Origin of the sequence: Kitasatospora sp. NPDC088783 (genome assembly GCF_044750705.1) — a bacterium.
GTDB lineage: Bacteria > Actinomycetota > Actinomycetes > Streptomycetales > Streptomycetaceae > Kitasatospora > Kitasatospora fiedleri.
This window is the reverse complement of sequence record NZ_JBIVKJ010000001.1, coordinates 732981-751384: the sequence shown is the minus strand read 5'-3', so window position 1 is coordinate 751384 and position 18404 is coordinate 732981. Positions and strand designations below refer to the sequence as shown.

The following is an 18404-nucleotide window of genomic DNA, read 5'->3' as shown; positions in this document are numbered from 1 at the left end:
GGCCGACGCCGAAAACCCCGCCCCGAAAGGACGTTCCACCATGCAGCTCTCCGGCACCGCCGCCCTGGTCACCGGCGCCGCCTCCGGTCTCGGCGCGGCCACCGCCGCCCACCTGGCCTCGCTCGGCGCCACCGTCTACGGCCTCGACCTGCCCAAGGCGGTGGAGTCCGCCCCCGCGCAACCCGCGGGCGTCACCCTGCTCGGCGCGGACGTCACCGAGGAGCAGCCGGTGCGCGACGCGCTGGCGCGGATCGCCGCCGACGGCCGCCCGCTGCGGCTGGCCGTCAGCTGCGCGGGCATCGCCCCGTCCGCGCGGGTGGTCGGCCGCCGCGGCCCGCACGACCTGGACCTGTTCCGCGGCGTGCTGAACGTCAACCTGGTCGGCACCTTCAACGTGATGCGGCTGGCCGCGGAGGCGATGTCCGCCCAGGAGCCGGACGGGGCCGGGCAGCGCGGGCTGGTGGTCAACACCGCGTCGATCGCCGCCTTCGAGGGCCAGGTCGGGCAGATCGCCTACGCCGCGTCCAAGGCGGGCGTGGCCGGGATGACCATCACCGCGGCCCGCGACCTGGCCCAGTACGGCATCCGGGTGGTCACCATCGCCCCCGGCATCGTCGACACCCCGATGATGGCGGGCTTCTCCGAGGAGGTGCGCTCCGGCCTCGCCGCCACCGTCACCTTCCCGCAGCGACTGGCCCGCCCCGAGGAGTACGCCCGCCTGGTCGCGATGATCGCCGAGCACGACTACCTGAACGGCGAGACCATCCGGATGGACGGCGCGCTGCGGATGGCCGCCCGCTGAGTCACCGCTCCGCGGGCGTGGCCGCGGTGCGGTGCACGCTCTGCACCGCGGCCACGTCCGGGGCCGGGACGGGCGGCGGGACGGCCGCGCTGAGCGCGTTCAGGCGGTGCCGGACGCTGCCCGCGACGCCCTTGCCCAGCAGGTAGCGGGTGGGGGTGGCGGCACCGACCGCGTGGTCGAGCAGCCGGTGGGCCTCCCGGCTGCGGACGCCGGTGTGGGTGAGCACCAGGTGGTCGAGGCGGTGCGGGGCGGCGGCCAGCGCGGCCCCGATCCGGTCGGCGGCGGCCTGGTCGAGCCGGTTGTCGACGGCCCCCAGCACGTGGGCCGCCGGGACCCGCCCGAGGTCCAGCAGCTCCACCCCGGCGGCGGCCGACGCGGCCGTCAACTCGGCCGCCGCGTCCGGCCCGAGGCCCGAACTGGCCAGCGAGAGGCGGCGCAGCCGCCCGTGCGGGGCGGTGCGCAGCGCGGCTGCCAGGGTGCGCGCTCCGACGTCGCCGAGGCCGGCGGCGGAGGCGTACAGCTCGTCGGCGGCTCCGGCGGCGATCAGCCGGGCGAGCGGTTCGGCCGCGGCCGGGCCGAGCGGGTTGCCGCCGACGTAGAGCCGCTCGAAGCGGCGCCCGCCGGTGAGCAGGGCGTCGGCGAGGACGGCCAGCCCGGTGGCGTCCAGGCCGGTCTGCACCAGGTCGAGGGTGCGCAACCGCTCGACGGCGGCGATCAGTTCGGCGGCGGCCTGCCCGGCGCGGATGCCGAGCGGGTTGCGCTTGAGCCAGAGCGCGCGGACGGTCTGCGGCGAGGCGCGCAGCCGGTCGGCGATCCGGCAGGCGCCGGCGGCGGTGATGCCGTTGCAGCCCAGGTAGAGCGTACGGACGGGGGTTTCGGCGGCCCGGGCGGCGAACGCGACCGCGCCGTCGTCGCCGAGGCCGTCGGTGCCGAGCAGCAGGTGCCGGACGGGGGCCTCGCCGTCCTCCCCGCTGCGGGCCGATCCGGCGAGCGCGTCGGCGACCAACCGGGCGCCCTGCGGGCCGAGTTGCTGCTTGCACAGGTCGAGCCGACCGTCCGGGAGGGCGGTGCCGGCCGGGAAGTCGATCCGCCGGTCGGTGCCGCTGCCGCTGCGCAACCAGGCCAGCAGCGGGGCGAGTTCGGCCACCGGGCGGGGCGCCACCGACGGGACTCCGGCGAACTCCTGGGCCATTCCCGCTCCTTGCCGCTCCGCGCCGCCCTCGTCGGGCCGCTCCGCCGGGCTTCCCCTCGGACTCCCCCTCGGGATTCCCCGTCGGGCTTCTCCGGGTGTGGGACCGGCCGGATTCGAACCGGCGTCCTTCGGCTGTGCAGGCCGACGCATCTGCCGCTGTGCTACGGCCCCGCTCCGGGTGACGGGGTCGGTCGGATTCGAACCGACGTCCTCCGGTTCTGGAGACCGGCGCATCGACCGCTGTGCTACGGCCCCGTCGCGGTGATCCTAGGGGCCGCGCTCACCACTCCGCCACCCGGTAATCCTTCAGGAAGACGCCCACGAACGGCTCCCCCGCCTCGCCGCGCACGATCGGGTCGTACACCCGGGCCGCGCCGTCCACGACGTCCAGCGGGGTGCGGAAGCCCGCACCGGCCAGGCGGGACTTCTTGGGCGCCGGGTTCTCGTCGGTGATCCAGCCGGTGTCGACGGCGCACATGTGGACGCCGCGCTCGGCGAGTTCGGCGGCGCTGGTGCGGGTGAGCATGTTGAGGGCGGCCTTGGCCATGTTGGTGTGCGGGTGGCCGGCCGTCTTGTTGCGGACCGCGAACCGGCCCTCCACCGCCGTCACGTTGACGATGTAGCGGGACGGGTGCGGGGAGGCTTCCAGCAGCGGCAGCAGCCGGTCGCAGAGCAGCGCCGGGGCGAGCGCGTTGACCAGCTGGGTCTCCAGCACCTCCGCCGGGTCGAGCCCGCCGAGGGTGGCCGACCAGGAGTTGTGCGGCGCGGTGTCGGGCAGCAGCCCGGCCTCGTCCACCGCCCCGGCGTCGACCCGGCTCGCCGCCAACGCGGTCTCGTCGGCGGCGAGTTCGGCGGCGGGCCAGGCGGCGGTGAGCGCGGGCATCGGGCGGAACCCGGGCGCGTACCCGACCCGGGCCGGGACCGCGCCGGTCGCACCGGCCTCGCCGAGCTCACGGGTCTCACCGGTCTCGCCGGCCGCCAGCAGGGCGTACGACTCGGGCGGGCGGCGCAGGGTCTGCGCCGCATTGTTCACCAGGATGTCCAACGGCCGCCCCTCGGAACGCAGTTGCTCGCACAGGCCGAGCACCTGGCGCGGGTCGCGCAGGTCGATGCCGACGATCCGCAGCCGGTCCAGCCAGCGGTCGCTGCCCTCGGCGGCCCGGAAGCGGCGCAGGGTGTCGTGCGGGAAACGGCTGGTGACGACGAGTTCGGCGCCGTCGCGGAGCATCATCAGGGCCAGCTGGAAGCCGATCTTGACGCGTCCGCCGGTGAGCAGCACCCGTCGGCCGGTCAGGTCGGTGCTGAGCGCGCGGCGGGCGGTGTGGTCGGCGGCGCAGGCGGGGCACAGCCGGTGGTAGAAGCCGTCGACCTGCCGGTAGGGCTGCTTGCAGACGTAGCAGCGCTGCGGGCGGGCGAGGTCGCCGATCGGGGTGTGCCCGGCGGCGGTGGGCAGCGGGGCGTCCTCCCGGCGGGCGGTGCCGCCGGTGGCGGTGGCGCCGACCAGGTCGGCGTCGGCCCGGGCGGTCTCGGTGCGGCGGGCCCGGCGGCGGGTGTGCCGGCCGTCCCGGACGAAGGACTCGGCGCCGCGTTCGGCCCGCAGCCGCACCGGGTGGTCGGCGGGCAGCAGCCACAGGCGGCCCAGCGTCCGCTCGAAGGCGGCGAGTTCGGCCTCGTCCGGCTCCTCCCCGGGGCGGGGCGGGGTCGTGCTCATCGGACGGTCCTCCGGAGGGGGTGCGGCGGGGCGGCGGACGGTGGGCCCGAGCGGAGGGCGGACCGGCGCGCTCCGCACGGGCGGTGCGGCGCGTCCGCCGCTGCGCCACGGGGCCCTCGGGCCTCCCGGGGGCCGGATTCGAACCGGCGTGGTCCGCCATGTCGTAGCGGTGCGACTGCCTCTGCGCGCACGCCCGGGAGGTGACAGCGATGCTAGCGGCACGCCCGGGACGTGCGGAAACCCTTTTGCGCGGCCCGGCCGTCGCGGTGGCGGTCGCCGTCGCGGTGGCCGTCGCCGTCGCCGTCGCGGTGGCCGTCACGGTCACGGTCGCGGTCGGCCGGAACGGCGGCGCGGTCGGCCGGAGCGGCGGCGCGGGCGGCGGCTCCCGGCCCGGGCGGTTTGCCGGGCGAACTACCGGACACACCACAGGGCATGACCGCACCCACTTCACGCATCGTGGTGATCACCGGTGCCAGCGCAGGAATCGGACGGGCGTGCGTCGAGGCGTTCGCCGGGCGCGGCGACCGCCTCGCCCTGATCGCCCGTGGCCGCGCGGGGCTGGAGGCAGCCGCCGCCGAGGCCCGGAAGGCGGGCACGACCGCCCTCGTGATCGAGGCCGACGTCAGCGATCCGCGGGCCGTCGAGGCCGCCGCCGAGCACGTCGAGCGCGAACTCGGGCCGATCGACGTGTGGGTGAACGACGCGTTCACCTCCGTCTTCGCGCCCTTCACCGAGATCTCGGCGGAGGAGTTCCGCCGGGTCACCGAGGTGAGCTACCTCGGCTACGTGTACGCCACCCAGGCCGCGCTGCGCCGCATGCTGCCGCGCGACCGCGGGACGCTGGTGCACGTCGGCTCGGCCCTCGCCTACCGGGGCATCCCCTACCAGAGCGCCTACAGCGGGGCCAAGCACGCCCTGCAGGGCTGGCACGAGGCGCTGCGCTGCGAGTTGCTGGCCGCCGGTTCGGGGGTGCGCACCACGATGGTGCAGATGCCGGCCGTGAACACCCCGCAGTTCGACTGGGTGCTCTCCCGGCTGCCGAACCGCGCGCAGCCCGTCCCGCCGATCTACCAGCCCGAGGTGGCGGCCCGCGCGGTCCTCCGCGCGGCGGACCGTCCGGGGCGGCGCGAGTACTGGGTGGGCGGCAGCACGGTCGCCACCCTGGTCGCCAACGCGGTGGTGCCGGGGCTGCTGGACCGCTACCTGGCCCGGACCGGGCTCGACTCCCAGCAGACCGACCAGCCCCGCCGCGACACCGATCCCGGCAACCTGTGGAAGCCCGTGGACGGCCGGGAGGACCACGGCGCGCGCGGCCGGTTCACCGGCCGCTCCAGCGGCCGGAGCCCGCAGCTGTGGGCCACCACCCACCGGGCCGCCGTCGCCGGGGCGTGCGCCGCCACGGCCGCGGCCGTGGCCCTCGGCTGCTACGCCGGGCGGCGGCGGTGACGGGCGCGGCGGCGCGCGCCGGGGCGGGGAGGGCGGCATGACGGTCTTCCCGCACCCCGCCGAGCGCACCGACGGCGGGCGGGGCCGGTTCGAGCGGCTGGCCGAGTCCGCGTCCAACCTGACCGGCTCGCCGGTGTTCTCGGTGTTCTGCCTGCTGCTGGTGGCGGGCTTCTTCGTGGTGCACGCGCTGGGCCTGTCGACCGAGTGGCAGATCCTGGCGGGGGACGTGATGACCGCCGTGACGCTGGTGCTGCTGGCCCTGCTGAAGAACGCGGAGCGCCGCGCGGAGCACGCCCTGCAGCGCAAGCTGGACGCCATCGCCGCCGCCCTGCTGGAGCAGCACGCGGGCAGCGGCGACCGGGCCCACCGGGACCTGCGCGAGGCGATCCGCCTGGAGGAGCGGCTCTGAGGAGCGGCGCCGGGCAACGGCGCCGGGCAACGGCTGATCGGAGCGGCTGACCGGAGCACTGGTCAGCCGCTCCGATCAGCCGTTCCGGTGTCGGCCCGGCGCTCCGGTCAGGGCTCGCCGACCCGCAGCCAGCGGTGGCCGTACGGCGGCAGCTCGACGCGCGGCGCGCCGGTCCGTTCGACGGCGGCCCCGGTGAGGACGTCGGTCAGTCGGCCGTCGGGCACCCCGGCGGGGGTGGCGGTGGCGGGCCGGTCGGCGAAGTTGTGCAGCACCAGGACGGCCCCGTCCCGGGTGGAGCTGAGGTGGGCGAGGACGGCGGGGTCGCCCGCGTCGAGGATCTCGCAGTGGCCCCAGGCCAGTTCGGGGGCCTCGCGGTAGCCCTGGGCGAAGGAGCGCATCCGGGTCAGCAGCGAGTGCGGGTCGTGGGCCTGGTCGCGGACGTTGACGTGCTCGGGGCCGTAGGCGCCCCGGGTCAGCGGCCGGGGGTAGCGGTCCGGGTTTGCGTCGGAGAAGCCCGCGGTCGGCTCCGGGGTCCACTGCATGGGGGTGCGGACGGCGAGCCGTCCGTCGGCGGCGAGGTTCTCGCCCATGCCGATCTCCTCGCCGTAGAAGAGCACGGGCGTGCCGGGCAGGGTGAACAGCAGGCTGTAGGCGAGGTCGATCCGGCGGCGGTCGCCGCCGACCATGGGGGGCAGTCGGCGGCGCAGGCCGCGGCCGTACAGCTGCATGTCGGCCTCGGGGCCGAACGCCGCGAAGACCTCGTCGCGTTCGGTCGTGGAGAGCTTGTCGAGGGTGAGTTCGTCGTGGTTGCGCACGAAGGTGGCCCAGTGCGCGTCGCGCGGCGGCCGGGGGCGTTCGCGCAGTGCGTCGGCCAGCGGGGCGGCCTGCTGCCGGGCCATCGCCAGGTACATCCGCTGCATGCCGATGAAGTCGAAGCACATCGTCAGCTCGTCGCCGCCCGAGGCGGGGTCGCCGAAGAACCCGAGCGTCTCCTCGTAGGGCAGGTTGACCTCGCCCAGCAGCATCGCCTCGCCGTTGCGGCGGCCGAGGAAGGCCCGCAGGTCGGCCAGGTACGCGTGCGGGTCGGGCAGGTCGTCGGCGTCCACCTGTCCGGCGGTCTCCAGCAGGAACGGCACCGCGTCGACCCGGAAGCCGGACAGGCCCAGCTGCGTCCAGAAGCCCATGATCCGGGCTATCTCGTCGCGGACCTCGGCGTTGGTGACGTTGAGGTCGGGCTGTTCCTTGTAGAAGCGGTGGAAGTAGTACTGGCCGGTGGGTTCGTGGTACTGCCACAGGCTCTGCTCGGCGTCGGGGAAGGTGACGCCCTGCGGGCCGTCCGCGGGCGGGGTGTCGCACCACACGTACCAGTCGCGCCGGCGGGCGTCCCGGCCGGAGCAGGCGTCCCGGAACCACGGGTGGTGGTCGGAGGTGTGGTTGACGACCAGGTCGGCGATGACCCGCAGGCCCCGGTCGCGGGCGGTGCGGACGAACTCGGTGAACTCGCCGAGGGTGCCCAGCCGGGGGTCGACGGCGTAGTAGTCGGTGATGTCGTAGCCGTCGTCGCGCTCGCGGGTCGGGTGGAAGGGCATCAGCCACAGGCAGGTCACGCCGAGCCGGACCAGGTGGTCGATCCGCTGGGTGAGGCCGACGAAGTCGCCGACGCCGTCGCCGTTCCCGTCCTGGAAGGTCTCGACGTCCAGGCAGTACACGACGGCGTTCTTCCACCACAGGTCGGAGGTCTCGGTCAGTCTCATCGGGCGTTCTTCCCTCCGGTTTCGGTGAGTCGGTGCACGCGGGCCTCCCAGGGCGCGAGGACGGTGGGGGCGCCGGGCTGCGGGGTGGCGCCGAACTGCGGGGCGTCGGCGGCGGGCAGGTTTCCGAGGAGCAGTTCGGCGTCCCGCCAGCGCGGCGGCAGGTCGACCGGCACGTGCTCGCCGGTGAAGTTGCCGAGGACGAGCAGGGTGGTGCCGCGGTGGTGGCGGGTGAAGGCGTACACTCGCTCGTCCTCGGGCAGCAGCGGGGTGAAGTCGCCGTGCACGACGGCCGGTTCGCGGTGGCGCAGGGCGATCAGCCGACGGTAGTGGTGGTAGACCGAGTCGGGGTCGCGCCGGGCGTCGGCGGCGTTGACGGTGGTGTGGTTCGGGTTGACCGCGATCCACGGGGTGCCGGTGCTGAACCCGGCGCCGGGCGAGGCGTCCCACTGCATCGGCGTCCTGGCGTTGTCCCGGCCCATGGCCCGCAGTCCGCGCAGCACCCGCTCCGGGTCCTGCCCGGCCGCGAGCGCCTGCGCGTAGTGGTTGAGCGACTCGATGTCGCGGAAGTCGTCGATCGAGGCGAACGGGGCGTTGGTCATGCCCAGTTCCTCGCCCTGGTAGACGTACGGGGTGCCGCGGTGCAGGTGCAGGACGGTGGCGAGCATGGTGGCCGAGCGCGCCCGGTGGCGGGGGCCGTCGTCGCCGAACCGGGAGACGATCCGGGGCTGGTCGTGGTTGCTCCAGTACAGGCTGTTCCAGCCGGTGTCGGCCAGGCCCCGCTGCCAGCGGGCCAGGGACGCCTTCAGGTCGGTGAGCCGCAGCGGCTTCGGGTCGAACTTCCCGCCGGGGCCGTGGTCCAGGCTGACGTGCTCGAACTGGAAGACCATGTCGACCTCGGCCCGCACCGGGTCGGTGAACAGCCGCGCCTGCTCGACCGTCACCCCCGGCATCTCCCCCACCGTCAGCAGCCGGCCCGGGTGGCGGGCGAACACCTCGCGGTGCATCTCCCGGAGGTACTCGTGCACCCTCGGCCCGCAGAGGTAGGACGGCGAGCCGTCGCCGTACGGGCCGTCGCCGCGCAGCGGGCCGTCCGGCAGGGCCGGGTCCTTGGAGATCAGGTTGACGACGTCCATCCGGAAGCCGTCCACGCCCCGCTCCAGCCACCAGCGCATCATCGCGTACACCGCCTGCCGCATCGCCGGTTCCTCCCAGTTGAGGTCCGGCTGCCCGGGGGCGAACAGGTGCAGGTAGTACGCGCCGGACGCCCCGTCGTACGTCCAGGCCGGGCCGGAGAAGAACGAGCCCCAGTTGTTCGGTTCGGGGGCGTGCGGTCCGCCCGTGCGCGGTCCGCCGGTGCCCGGTCCGGCGTCCGCGCGGGGCGGGCGCCACCAGTACCAGGAGCGTTTGGGGCTCGCCGGGTCGCGGGACTCCTGGAACCACGGGTGCCGGTCCGAGGTGTGGTTCACCACCAGGTCCATCACCAGCCGCATGCCGCGCGCGTGCACGGCCGCCAGCAGCCGGTCGAACGCCGCCAGGTCGCCGAAGAGCGGGTCGACGTCCTGGTAGTCGCTGATGTCGTAGCCGTTGTCGGCCTGCGGCGACGGGTACACCGGCGACAGCCACAGCACGTCGACGCCCAGTTCGGCGAGGTGGTCGAGCCGCCCCGTGATGCCGTCCAGGTCGCCGATCCCGTCGCCGTCGGAGTCGGCGAAGCTGCGGGGGTAGACCTGGTAGACGACCGCCGACCGCCACCACGCCCCGTCCGGCTCCGCCGTGCTCCCCTCGTCCTCCCGGCCCACCGGACCGTCCCTCCCGTCCTCGGTCACCGCACCGTCCTCCTCCCGCTCGCCGCACCGTCCACGGCCCCCTCCTTCCCCCTGGCGCCGGATCCACCGGACCGGTTCCGGCCGATCGGGAGCGGGGGCGGCGGCCGGGCGGATCGTGGGCGTGCGGGGTCGGGCGGACGGCCGGGTGAACCGGGGGCGGCCCGGTCCGAAGGACCTGTTCGGCCGGCGGGCCAACGCCTCGCCGGGCCGCCCACCCCGCCGCTCCTGCGCGACCTGCGCGACCTGTGCGACCTGCACCCGGCCGCGTGCGAGAACTCGCTGCACTGGGAGATGCTCGCCCAGCTCGCCCAGCTCGCCCGGGCCACCGGCGACCGCCGCCTCCTCGACCTCTCCCCCGCCTGCCACCCGCAGCCACCGCGTCAGATCCGCTGGACCGACACCGTGATCAGGACGCAAGGACGCAGTCACCCCAGTCGCTGACCAGCCTGTGAGCCGTGGCGACCATTTCCCGGGCCGGGACCGTTCCCCGGGCCGGGACCGTTCCCCGGCCCGGCCCGGGAAGCGGCGCGGTCAGTCCGGTCAGTCCTCGTCGCCGCCCGAACCGGGTTCGGCGAGCTTGCGGTGGGCCCTGGCCTTGAGGCTGTCGGGCAGCACCTTGCTCGCCAGGCCCTGCGCCTTCGTCTTCGCGGAGCCCGCGACGACCTTGTCCCGGCCGGCCATGAGGGCCTCGAAGCCCTGCCGGGCGACCAGGGCCGGGTCGTCCTTGTCCTGCCGGCCGATCCGGGTGTCCTCCATGTCCGCGCGGCGGAAGAAGTCGGTGTCGGTCGGTCCGGGCATGAGCGCGGTGACGGTGACCCCGGTGCCCTCGAGTTCGTCACCGACCGCCTGGGCGAAGGACTGGAGGAAAGACTTCGAGGCGTTGTAGACGGCCTGGAACGAGCCCGGCGTCATCGAGGCGACGGAGGAGGTGATCAGCAGCCGGCCCTCGCCCCGGGCTGCCATCCCCCCGAGCAGGTGCTTCGCCAGGCGGACGGTGGCGGTGACGTTGAGGTCGATGATGTCGGTCTCGTCCTCGATGTCGGTGTCGAGGAACGCGCCGCCCCGGCCGATGCCCGCGTTGAGCGCGGCGGCCGCGACGGGGCGCCCGGTGGCGGTGATCGCCGCGCGGAGTTCCTCCACCCCTCGCCGGCGGCGCAGGTCGGCCCGGACGGCCTCGACGGACGTGCCGGTGGCGCGCAGCCGGTCGGCGGCGGCGGACAGTCCGTCGTCCTCCGCGTTCACCAGCAGGTCGAAGCCGTGTTGGGCGAACTGCCAGGCCAGTTCGTAGCCGATGCCGCTGGACGCGCCGGTCACCACGGCGAACGGCTGGCCGGACGGGGTCGGATGAGAAGTGCCCATGCGGGGCGCATGCCCGGCTCCCCGCGGCGGAACCGTCGGAGGCGGGCCGGACGCCCGGCGGTTCGGGGCCCCGGCGGAGCGCACCGGCCGCGTCGGCGGGGACCGCCGGAGCCGCGCCGCCCGCACCGCCCTGCGCGCCACCTCGGAAAGCCCCCCGCCGTCCCCGGCCCCCCTCCGCCCACCGCCCACCGCCCACCGCCCACCGCGCCGATGACCCGCGCGCCCGTCCCCTGGCCCGCACCAGCGCGGGCGTCGTCACCGAGGGGGGAGGGGGATCGGCCGGGGCCGGGCGCGGGGGTGCGCGGGCCTCAGCGGGCCAGGAACTCCAGCAGCGCCCGGTTCCACTCCGCGGCGTGGCTCACGTTGACGCCGTGCGGGCCGCCCGGGAGCAGGTGGACCCGGCTGCCGGGCAGCGCCGCACGGGTGCGGGCACCGGAGCCCTCGAACGGGACGGTGGCGTCGCTGTCGCCGTGTAGCACCAGGGTCGGCAGCGGCCCGAACTTCTCCAGGTCGGCACGGAAGTCGGTGGCGCCGAAGATCGTCATGCACTCCAGGGCGGCCTTCTTGTCCGCCTGGTCGCACAGGGCGCGGGCCTCGCGGAGCTGCTCCTCGGTGACCTTCAGCTCGCCGTCCGCGGAGAAGAACTCCCGCATGAACCCGTCGTAGAAGGCGTCCTGGTCCTCGGCGAGCGAAGCGGCCGTCCCGGCCGCCGCCTCCTCGGTCAGCGGGCCCTGCGGGTTGTCGCGGGTCCGCAGCATGAAGGGCGTCACGGCGGAGGCGAGCACGACGCCGCGCAGCCGCTCCGTGCCGTACGAGGAGACGTAGCGCGCGACCTCGCCGCCGCCCATCGAGAAGCCGACCAGCGTGACGTCGCGCAGGTCCAGCTCGGTGAGCAGGGCGTTCAGGTCGTCGGCCAGGGTGTCGTACGTGTAGCCCAGGAAGGGCTTGTCGCTGCGGCCGAACCCCCGGCGGTCGTAGGTGACGACGCGGTACCCGGCCTCGGCGAGGGCCGGCACCTGGTACTTCCACGACTCGCCCGACAGCGGCCAGCCGTGGATCAGGACGACCGGGCGGCCCGGCCCGCCGGTGTCGTCCACGTGCAGCGCGGTGTCGCGGAACAGCCCGTGGTGGGCGGTGACCTCGGACATGGGTGCTTCCTCCTGGACCTGGACGCGGTGGGGTAACCGCGACTACCCGCGCTCCGCCGTCCGACGCGCCCACCGCCCGCCGTTCCCCCGAACGGGACCGCCCGGCGGCTCCCCACGCGCCGGCCGCCGGCTCAGGTCGTGCGGCGGCGGCGTTTCATCTCCGCCTCCGCCAGGTGCCGCCGTTCCCCGGCGAGCGCCCGGCGCACCCGCTCCTCCACCTCCGCGAAGCGCCGGTGGTAGCCGTCCTCGTACGCCTCGACCACCTCGAAGGTCCACATCCCGGGCAGCACGTCGGCCCCCTGCACCTCGCGCTCGACCAGGTCCGCCTGCTCGTGGTGGCCGGCCGCCCGCAGCGCCCGCACCGCCTCGCCCAGCAGCCGGTCGGCGCCGCCGGTCAGCTGGTGGAAGTCGTACAGCCGCCCGCGCGCCCGCTGCGTCGTCTCGAACGCCTCCGACAGCAGGCCCAGCGCCTCGACCGTGGCCCGGTCCGGCCCCCGGTCGCCGCCTCCGCCGGTCTCCCGGCCCGCTTTCCGCACACCCATGGACAGCTCCCTCGTCGCGACCCCGGAACGGACACCACGTCCGGCGGCTGCCCACTCCCGCCCCGCCGACACCGGCCGTCCGGCCCGGTCACCCCTGCGCCGGACAGCGCTTCGCCTTCCGGACCGGCCGGGAGCGGAACGGTTCGTCCACCGTGCCGCGGACCCGGGCCCGGGCGGCGCAGGCCGACCGGGTGCCCGCTCGGGTGCTCGCTCGGGGCGCCGACGCGTGACCGTGCGACCGGTGGCTCACCGGGCGTTTCGTCCCCCTACAGGGCCCGGGTCCCGCGCGGGTCGTCGTGTCCGGTGAGCCCGGCGTCGTGGGCGGTGTCGACGTGCACCGGGGCCTTGGCCTCGGGGCGGACGGCGTCGAGCACCGGGTAGGGGCGGGGGAAGGGCGTGCCGATCCGGAAGCGGTGGGCGAGGACGTCGGCGAACGCGGCCGCGATCCGGATCTCGCCGTTGGGGTTGGGGTGGGTGTCGTCCCAGGTGTGTTCGGCCGCGGTGAACTCGACGGCGGTGTCCGCGACTTCGATGGGCGACAGGGGGCGCCGCAGTTCGGCGGCGACGGCCCGGATGCGGTCGTTGCACTTGGCGACCCGCCGGGCGAAGGCGAAGTCGGCGGTGGCCCTGGCGGTCTCCAGGACGGTGCCCAGGACGAGGCGCACCGCGTGGTGCCCGGCCCGGGCGTTGGCGATGAACTCCCGCAGGTGGGCTTCGAGTTCGTCCGGGGTGGCGTCGTACCAGACGATGTCGTTGATCCCGAGCAGGACGAGCACGAAGTCGGGCCGGTGGGCGGCGACCTGCTCCCGGACCAGGGTCTTGGCCACCACGTAGGGCTGCCCCCACTTGGCGGCGTGGTCCTTGTCGAAGGCCGCATCCGCGTAGGTGTCGTCGCCGTCGCCGGTCTCTTCGGTGCGGATGTTGTCCAGGGTCTTGTACGGCCCGACGAAGTCGACCTCGACCCCGCACGCGCGCAGGTGCTTCCAGAGCCGGTAGCGCCAGGTCCAGTCCCCGCTGCTGCCGTGGCTGATCGAGTCCCCCACGATCATCAGCGAGACCTCCACCCGTTCGGGGACGTCGTAGTCGACAGGTGCCACGGTGCACTCCCTCGGTCGGACCGGCCCGCGAGGAGCGGGGCTCCCGCCATCGTCGGACCGCCACCGACCGGACGGGCCCGGAACGGCCACCGACCAGCCCAACGGGTGAACCCGCGCCGGTGCCGGCAGCGTCTCCTGCGGCCCCGGCCTGACGGGCCGCCGAGCCCACCGCTCCGGAGCCGTCCTCACCGGCTCGGGTTGCCAGGTGGGGCGGACAACCCCGGGGTCCCGTCGCTCCGCCCGGAGGTAGCCGCCTGACCTGGACGGACGGCGGGATCCGGCCTCCGGGGCCCGGCTCCTCGGTTCCGTGCCGCCCTTGACCGATGATCACAGGAGCTGGCAGCGTGCCGGTATGCCCGCGGCCGGGCAACGAGGCGGCGGCCGGGGCCGGGAGACGCAGGGACGGACAGATGGCACCGGACACGGCCGCTCGACGGGATTCCGCCGCTCACCTCGACTTTCGCGCTGCGCGGGACCACCTGCTGCGCACCCGCGACGACCTGGACGCCGCCCGCGGCTTCCCGCGCCCGACGGGCGAGCACTTCAACTGGGCGCTGGACTGGTTCGACGTCCTGGCGGAGGGCAACGGGGCGGTCGCGCTGCGGGTGGTCGACCTGGACGCGGACGGGGCGCAGCTGGGCGAGAGCGCGCTGAGCTTCGCCGAGCTGAGCGAGCGCTCGGACCGCACCGCGGGCTGGCTGCGCGAGCAGGGCGTGGCGCGCGGGGACCGCATCCTGCTGCTGCTGGGCAACCAGGTGGCGCTGTGGGAGGTGATGCTCGCGGCGATCAAGCTGGGCGCGGTGGTCATCCCGGCCAGCACCCTGCTGACCGCGGACGACCTGGCCGACCGGCTCTCCCGCGGCCGGGTGCGGCACGTGATCGCCGAGTCCGCGCTCACCGGGGGCTTCGCCGAACAGGACGGCGACCGGACCAGGATCGCGGTCGGCGCGCCCGTCCCCGGCTGGCTGCCCTACGCCGAGGCGGCCGGCTTCGACGGCGGCTTCACCCCGGACGGGCCGACCCGGGCCGAGGACCCGCTGCTGCTGTACTTCACCTCCGGCACCACCAGCAGCCCCAAGCTGGTGCAGCACACCCACCGCTCCTACCCGGTGGGGCACCTGTCGACGATGTACTGGATCGGCCTGCGCCCCGGCGACGTCCACCTGAACGTGTCCTCGCCCGGCTGGGCCAAGCACGCCTGGAGCAACTTCTTCGCCCCGTGGAACGCCGGCGCGGAGATCCTGATCGTCAACCAGCCCCGCTTCTCGGCCCGCCCGCTGCTGGACGCCCTCGTCCGCCACCAGGTCACCTCGTTCTGCGCGCCGCCCACCGTGTGGCGGATGCTGCTGCTGGAGGACCTGGGCCGGTGGCAGCCGCCGCTGCGCGAACTCGTCGGCGCGGGCGAACCGCTCAACCCCGAGGTGGTCGAGCAGATCGAACGCGCCTGGGGCGTCGCCCTGCGCGACGGCTACGGCCAGACCGAGACTACCGCCCAGATCGGCAACACCCCGGGGCAGCCGGTCAAGCCCGGCTCGATGGGCCGCCCGCTGCCCGGCTACCAGGTCGTCCTGGTCGACCCGGTCACCGGGGAGGAGATCACCGGCGAGGGCGTCGACGGCGAACTCTGCCTGCCCCTGGCCTCCGCGCCGCTCGGCCTGATGACGGGCTACCAGGACGACCCCGAACGGCACGCCCGGTCCACGGCCGGCGGCCGCTACCACACCGGCGACGTCGCGCAACGCGACGCAGACGGCTACTACACCTTCGTCGGCCGGGCCGACGACGTCTTCAAGAGCAGCGACTACCGGCTGTCGCCGTTCGAGCTGGAGAGCGTGCTGATCGAGCACCCGGCGGTGGCCGAGGCCGCGGTCGTCCCCTCCCCCGACCCGCTGCGGCTCTCGGTGCCCAAGGCGTACGTCATCCTGGCCCCCGGCCACGAACCCGACGCCGAGACCGCCCGCTCCATCCTCGCCTTCACCCGCAAGCGGCTCGCCCCCTACAAGCGCATCCGCCGCCTGGAGTTCGCCGACCTCCCCAAGACCATCTCCGGCAAGATCCGCCGCATCGAACTGCGCCACCTCGAAGAGGCCCGGCACGCCGGCGCCGAGCAACCCGACGCCGTCCCGGCCCGCGGCGAGCGCGAGTTCTGGGAGGAGGACTTCCCCGGCCTCAAGGACGCCTGACCCGCCGGCGCGTCCCGGCCCAGCCGACCGGGCGGCCCCGGTGGAGGGCGAAGGAGGGGACCAGGAACTCGGTCGGCAGTTCCTCGCGGTCCAGCAGCCGCTTCATGGCCGGACTGGTCCCCTCCCCGAGAACCGCTGCCGGCACCGCGCCCGTCGCCTCCGGATCCACCGGCCCGCCGTACGTCCCGCCGGGAGCGAGCGGACGGGCTGAACGCGGCCGGACTGGTCGACCGGACGCGCGCCTGCGTGGCCGCCTCCCCCGTACGCGCCCCGACGCCCTGCTCGGCGACAAGGGCCATGGCAGCAACCCCACCGTCGGGAACCGCGCAAACGCCCGATCCCGCCCGTCATCTCCCGCCGCGGTCAGCCCGACATCATCGGCCTTGGCAAGCTCCGCTATGCCTTCGTCCCACTCACCTGCGCACTCATCCACCGGCGACGCCTCGACCGACAGGCACAGTGCTCGTGTGACGAGTTCTTCGCACACACGCCCGGCGACGAGAGTCCGCGCGAATAAAATTTGAGGTTCATCTGAGCTTCACGGTCGGCTCCGTAGAGATTTGTCCAATATTGGATCAAAAAGAAGCAAAAGACCTTCTTGATTTTCTCGCTCTTGATGTGGCGTCAGGACCGCCTGCGGGGGTATGTTCTTGGCCATCGACCACCAGGGTCGCACGCAGGGCCGATTGGGCTGGTCCGGAATTTTCCGTGCAGCAACCCCGGGCCTGGAAATCCTGCATGCAGCAGAATTCCCCCAGAGGGCTTTTCGAGAAGCCCGGCCCGCCCGGCCAGTCGGAGGCCCCTGCAGCGGTGAGGGCGGAAATGCAATTGCGTCCACCCTCGCCATCCTTTCCTTGAAATCGGGGGTTTCACATGTCGAAGAAGGTTTTTGCCAGGCTGGCGACCGTCCTCGCAGTTCCCGTGCTCGTCGTGGGGGTCACCAGCAGCCCCGCCTTCGCCACGGACCAGAACGTCTACCTCTACTCCGGCAACACCATCGTCGGCGGCCTGAAGTTCATCGACGACGGCGACGACTGGGAGCTCTGGGACCACTACGCGGACGGCCACGGCGTCCGGGCGTACATTCAGGTGCGCGCCACCGGGAACTGGTACGACTGGGACAACGGCTCCTGGTACAACGGCAAGGGCGCGGGGACGATGGTCAAGAAGACCGACGGGAACCTCTACTCGATAAACGACTACCGCGCCCAGGTGTGCACGGTTGACGGCGCCAACGACAAGACCCCGGTCCGGTGCTCCGCCTGGATGTACGTCAACGAGTGAATTTCACCGATGCGGCGGACGGGGTGAACAGAAAAACGGCCGCCCATTGACCAACCACCGGCGCATCCGGATCGCAGATCCGCGCCGCTCTCCAGCAATACGGAGAGACAGCCGGAAGCGCCAAAGATTCCATGACTCACACAGGGGGAATTCCGTGTCCAAGAATATGGTCGCCCGAGCGGCGGCTCTCCTCGCCGTTCCCGCCCTGATCCTCGGCATCAGCAGCCCGGCCTCGGCTACGGACCAGTCCGTATCTCTCAAGGTCGACGGCCACACCGTCGCCAGTCTGAAGTTCATCGACGACGGCGACGACTTCGAGCTCTGGGACCGCTATGCCGACGGCCACGGCGTGCGGGCGTTCATCGAGGTCAACAACGGAACCTGGCAGGAATGGGGCTCCTTCTACAACGGCAAGGGAGCCGACACGTACGTCAGGAAAACCGATGGCAACCTCTACTCCTGGAACAAGTACCGGGCCCAGGTGTGCACCGTGGACGGCGCGGGGGACACGAGCCCGGTCCGCTGCTCGGCCTGGATGAGCATCAGCGAGTAGCTCCCGGCGCGAGCGCCGGATCGGCCGAAGAGCGCCCGCTGCCCGTGGCGAGGCAGCGGGCGCGTTCCACCGCGGCAAGCCGGTGCGTGTGTCGTGAAGGAGTTCGCCCCTCCGTCGGACGGTACGGCGAACGTTCCGCCGGCGCCGGTGTGGGCCGTGTCGGCCAGGGCGGGGGCCCGGAGCCGGACGCGGGTCTTCACGATCCGGTGGGTGCGGGCGGCGGTCTCCCTCGCGGGTGACGGTCAGCAGTGACCAATGAGGCTTCCTGGCTGGTTGCTTGAGACGCGAGACGTCTCACTCGACCGCTAGGGAGCCTCGTTCGTTCTGCCCTCTTCCCGACCACCCGGCCGCCACCCGATCGGCGGCCGTCCGGAAAAGGCCCACGGGCAGGTGGTGCGGAGCCGGTCGAGCCAGGTGCGGATGTCCTTGGCCGTGAGAGGGGCGATCTCCTTCCGGGCCCGGGGGCGGGCATGCCTCTTCCGCCCGGCCGCAGGGCGTACCGGCGCGCTGCCGGCGCCTGTGATCACCGGCCAAGAGCGCCGCCGCAGGTGAACCGCCCGCCCCCGGCCCTCCGGCCCGTGTCCGCCGTCTGGAGTTCGCCGGCCTCGAGGACGCCTGAGCCGAGGGGGACGGGACCCGTGGTGCCAGCCGAGGAGTCCCGTCCCCGTGGTGTGCGCGGCGGCCGACCCTGGCTCCGCGCACACCTGTCCTTCGTGGGGCGGGGGCCGTCGGCTTGGTGCCGGTCCCGGAGGTTCACCCGATCGGCCCAGTGCGGGGCGCGTCGGTCCCGGTCAGGGGCGGGTGGGTCCGGGACGGAGGGGGCGGGGCCGCCGTCGGGGCGGAGGGGGGGCGGGGTCGGGACGGACGGGGCCGGGCGGTGCGGCCGGACGGTTCGGCCGGACGGGTGAGGGGGCTGGGCCGCGAGGGTGATCGGGGCACGCCGGAAGCCGGGTCGGGACGAACCGGGGGCGGCGGCGGAGGACAGTACGTGTCGGCCGACCCGCCGCACGACATCCCCACGGCCCGCATCCGGTACGGATGCGGACGACCGTTCCCGAACCGGAAATCGGAGACTCCTTGATGAGCCTTCTTCGTCGA

The 18404-nt window shown here is 74.1% G+C and carries 14 protein-coding genes, 3 tRNA genes and 1 pseudogene; 7 read left to right on the top strand and 11 right to left on the bottom strand.

All coding sequences use genetic code 11. The features are described from left to right. The first annotated feature begins 40 nt into the window (after positions 1-40). Entirely contained in the window at positions 41-802 is a 762-nt protein-coding gene (locus tag ACIP60_RS03280; RefSeq protein ID WP_111551992.1) for an SDR family NAD(P)-dependent oxidoreductase, read from the top strand. 1 nt (position 803) lies between these two features. Here the strand turns inward: ACIP60_RS03280 and ACIP60_RS03275 are convergent, their stop codons facing one another. From ACIP60_RS03275 to ACIP60_RS03255, 5 genes are all read right to left on the bottom strand, one after another. Next, complete coding sequence (locus ACIP60_RS03275; RefSeq protein ID WP_400679445.1) at positions 804-1994, bottom strand: ribonuclease inhibitor; 1191 nt, start codon at positions 1992-1994, stop codon at positions 804-806. 98 nt (positions 1995-2092) lie between these two features. Further along, positions 2093-2165 (bottom strand) — tRNA-Cys (locus ACIP60_RS03270). 11 nt (positions 2166-2176) lie between these two features. Beyond that, a tRNA-Trp gene (locus ACIP60_RS03265) sits at positions 2177-2249 on the bottom strand. A 25-nt stretch (positions 2250-2274) separates the two neighbouring features. Further along, on the bottom strand, positions 2275-3705 hold the full coding sequence (locus tag ACIP60_RS03260; RefSeq protein ID WP_400679443.1) for an SDR family oxidoreductase: 1431 nt from the start codon (positions 3703-3705) through the stop codon (positions 2275-2277). Positions 3706-3828: 123 nt separating this feature from the next. After that, positions 3829-3903: transfer RNA gene (locus tag ACIP60_RS03255), tRNA-Val, on the bottom strand. 234 nt (positions 3904-4137) lie between these two features. On the opposite strand from ACIP60_RS03255, the gene ACIP60_RS03250 reads away from it, so the two are divergent. After that, positions 4138-5151, top strand: coding sequence for an SDR family oxidoreductase (locus tag ACIP60_RS03250; protein WP_400679440.1), 1014 nt, complete (start codon positions 4138-4140; stop codon positions 5149-5151). Between the two features lie 37 nt (positions 5152-5188). Beyond that, positions 5189-5560 carry a low affinity iron permease family protein gene (locus tag ACIP60_RS03245; protein WP_100839363.1) on the top strand — a complete coding sequence of 124 codons (372 nt, stop codon included), beginning with the start codon at positions 5189-5191 and terminating at the stop codon, positions 5558-5560. 107 nt (positions 5561-5667) lie between these two features. Here the strand turns inward: ACIP60_RS03245 and ACIP60_RS03240 are convergent, their stop codons facing one another. Together ACIP60_RS03240 and ACIP60_RS03235 are read right to left on the bottom strand one after the other, a co-directional pair. Next, on the bottom strand, positions 5668-7314 hold the full coding sequence (locus tag ACIP60_RS03240; RefSeq protein WP_400679437.1) for an alpha-amylase family protein: 1647 nt from the start codon (positions 7312-7314) through the stop codon (positions 5668-5670). After that, a complete protein-coding gene (locus ACIP60_RS03235) occupies positions 7311-9140 on the bottom strand; it encodes an alpha-glucosidase (RefSeq protein ID WP_400679434.1) in 1830 nt (609 codons plus the stop codon). The genes ACIP60_RS03240 and ACIP60_RS03235 overlap by 4 nt, the downstream gene beginning before the upstream one ends. 291 nt (positions 9141-9431) lie before the next feature. On the opposite strand from ACIP60_RS03235, the gene ACIP60_RS03230 reads away from it, so the two are divergent. Beyond that, positions 9432-9581 carry a hypothetical protein gene (locus ACIP60_RS03230; protein WP_400679950.1) on the top strand — a complete coding sequence of 50 codons (150 nt, stop codon included), beginning with the start codon at positions 9432-9434 and terminating at the stop codon, positions 9579-9581. Positions 9582-9680: 99 nt separating this feature from the next. Here ACIP60_RS03230 and ACIP60_RS03225 read toward each other — a convergent pair whose 3' ends face one another. The 4 genes and pseudogenes from ACIP60_RS03225 to ACIP60_RS03210 form a co-directional block, all read right to left on the bottom strand. Then, positions 9681-10499, bottom strand: a complete 819-nt coding sequence (locus tag ACIP60_RS03225) for an SDR family NAD(P)-dependent oxidoreductase (RefSeq protein WP_400679432.1) — start codon at positions 10497-10499, stop codon at positions 9681-9683. 308 nt (positions 10500-10807) lie between these two features. Then, positions 10808-11647, bottom strand: a complete 840-nt coding sequence (locus ACIP60_RS03220; RefSeq protein WP_400679430.1) for an alpha/beta fold hydrolase — start codon at positions 11645-11647, stop codon at positions 10808-10810. A 131-nt stretch (positions 11648-11778) separates the two neighbouring features. Then, positions 11779-12126: pseudogene (locus ACIP60_RS03215) on the bottom strand (hypothetical protein); the annotation flags it as partial. Positions 12127-12455: 329 nt separating this feature from the next. Next, entirely contained in the window at positions 12456-13286 is an 831-nt protein-coding gene (locus ACIP60_RS03210) for a GDSL-type esterase/lipase family protein (RefSeq protein ID WP_400679429.1), read from the bottom strand. A 410-nt stretch (positions 13287-13696) separates the two neighbouring features. On the opposite strand from ACIP60_RS03210, the gene ACIP60_RS03205 reads away from it, so the two are divergent. From ACIP60_RS03205 to ACIP60_RS03195, 3 genes are all read left to right on the top strand, one after another. Next, complete coding sequence (locus tag ACIP60_RS03205; RefSeq protein WP_400679427.1) at positions 13697-15469, top strand: AMP-binding protein; 1773 nt, start codon at positions 13697-13699, stop codon at positions 15467-15469. A gap of 921 nt (positions 15470-16390) precedes the next feature. Next, positions 16391-16753, top strand: coding sequence for a hypothetical protein (locus ACIP60_RS03200; RefSeq protein WP_400679425.1), 363 nt, complete (start codon positions 16391-16393; stop codon positions 16751-16753). Positions 16754-16907: 154 nt separating this feature from the next. Then, a complete protein-coding gene (locus tag ACIP60_RS03195) occupies positions 16908-17306 on the top strand; it encodes a hypothetical protein (RefSeq protein WP_400679424.1) in 399 nt (132 codons plus the stop codon). The last annotated feature ends 1098 nt before the right edge of the window (positions 17307-18404 follow it).

What these genes read in the sequence shown, in the direction of transcription:
- ACIP60_RS03280 (WP_111551992.1), top strand. Translation starts at nt 41, where the DNA reads ATGCAGCTCTCCGGCACCGCCGCCCTGGTCACCGGCGCCGCCTCCGGT.
- ACIP60_RS03275 (WP_400679445.1), bottom strand. Translation starts at nt 1,994, where the DNA reads ATGGCCCAGGAGTTCGCCGGAGTCCCGTCGGTGGCGCCCCGCCCGGTG.
- ACIP60_RS03260 (WP_400679443.1), bottom strand. Translation starts at nt 3,705, where the DNA reads ATGAGCACGACCCCGCCCCGCCCCGGGGAGGAGCCGGACGAGGCCGAA.
- ACIP60_RS03250 (WP_400679440.1), top strand. Translation starts at nt 4,138, where the DNA reads ATGACCGCACCCACTTCACGCATCGTGGTGATCACCGGTGCCAGCGCA.
- ACIP60_RS03245 (WP_100839363.1), top strand. Translation starts at nt 5,189, where the DNA reads ATGACGGTCTTCCCGCACCCCGCCGAGCGCACCGACGGCGGGCGGGGC.
- ACIP60_RS03240 (WP_400679437.1), bottom strand. Translation starts at nt 7,314, where the DNA reads ATGAGACTGACCGAGACCTCCGACCTGTGGTGGAAGAACGCCGTCGTG.
- ACIP60_RS03230 (WP_400679950.1), top strand. Translation starts at nt 9,432, where the DNA reads ATGCTCGCCCAGCTCGCCCAGCTCGCCCGGGCCACCGGCGACCGCCGC.
- ACIP60_RS03225 (WP_400679432.1), bottom strand. Translation starts at nt 10,499, where the DNA reads ATGGGCACTTCTCATCCGACCCCGTCCGGCCAGCCGTTCGCCGTGGTG.
- ACIP60_RS03220 (WP_400679430.1), bottom strand. Translation starts at nt 11,647, where the DNA reads ATGTCCGAGGTCACCGCCCACCACGGGCTGTTCCGCGACACCGCGCTG.
- ACIP60_RS03205 (WP_400679427.1), top strand. Translation starts at nt 13,697, where the DNA reads ATGGCACCGGACACGGCCGCTCGACGGGATTCCGCCGCTCACCTCGAC.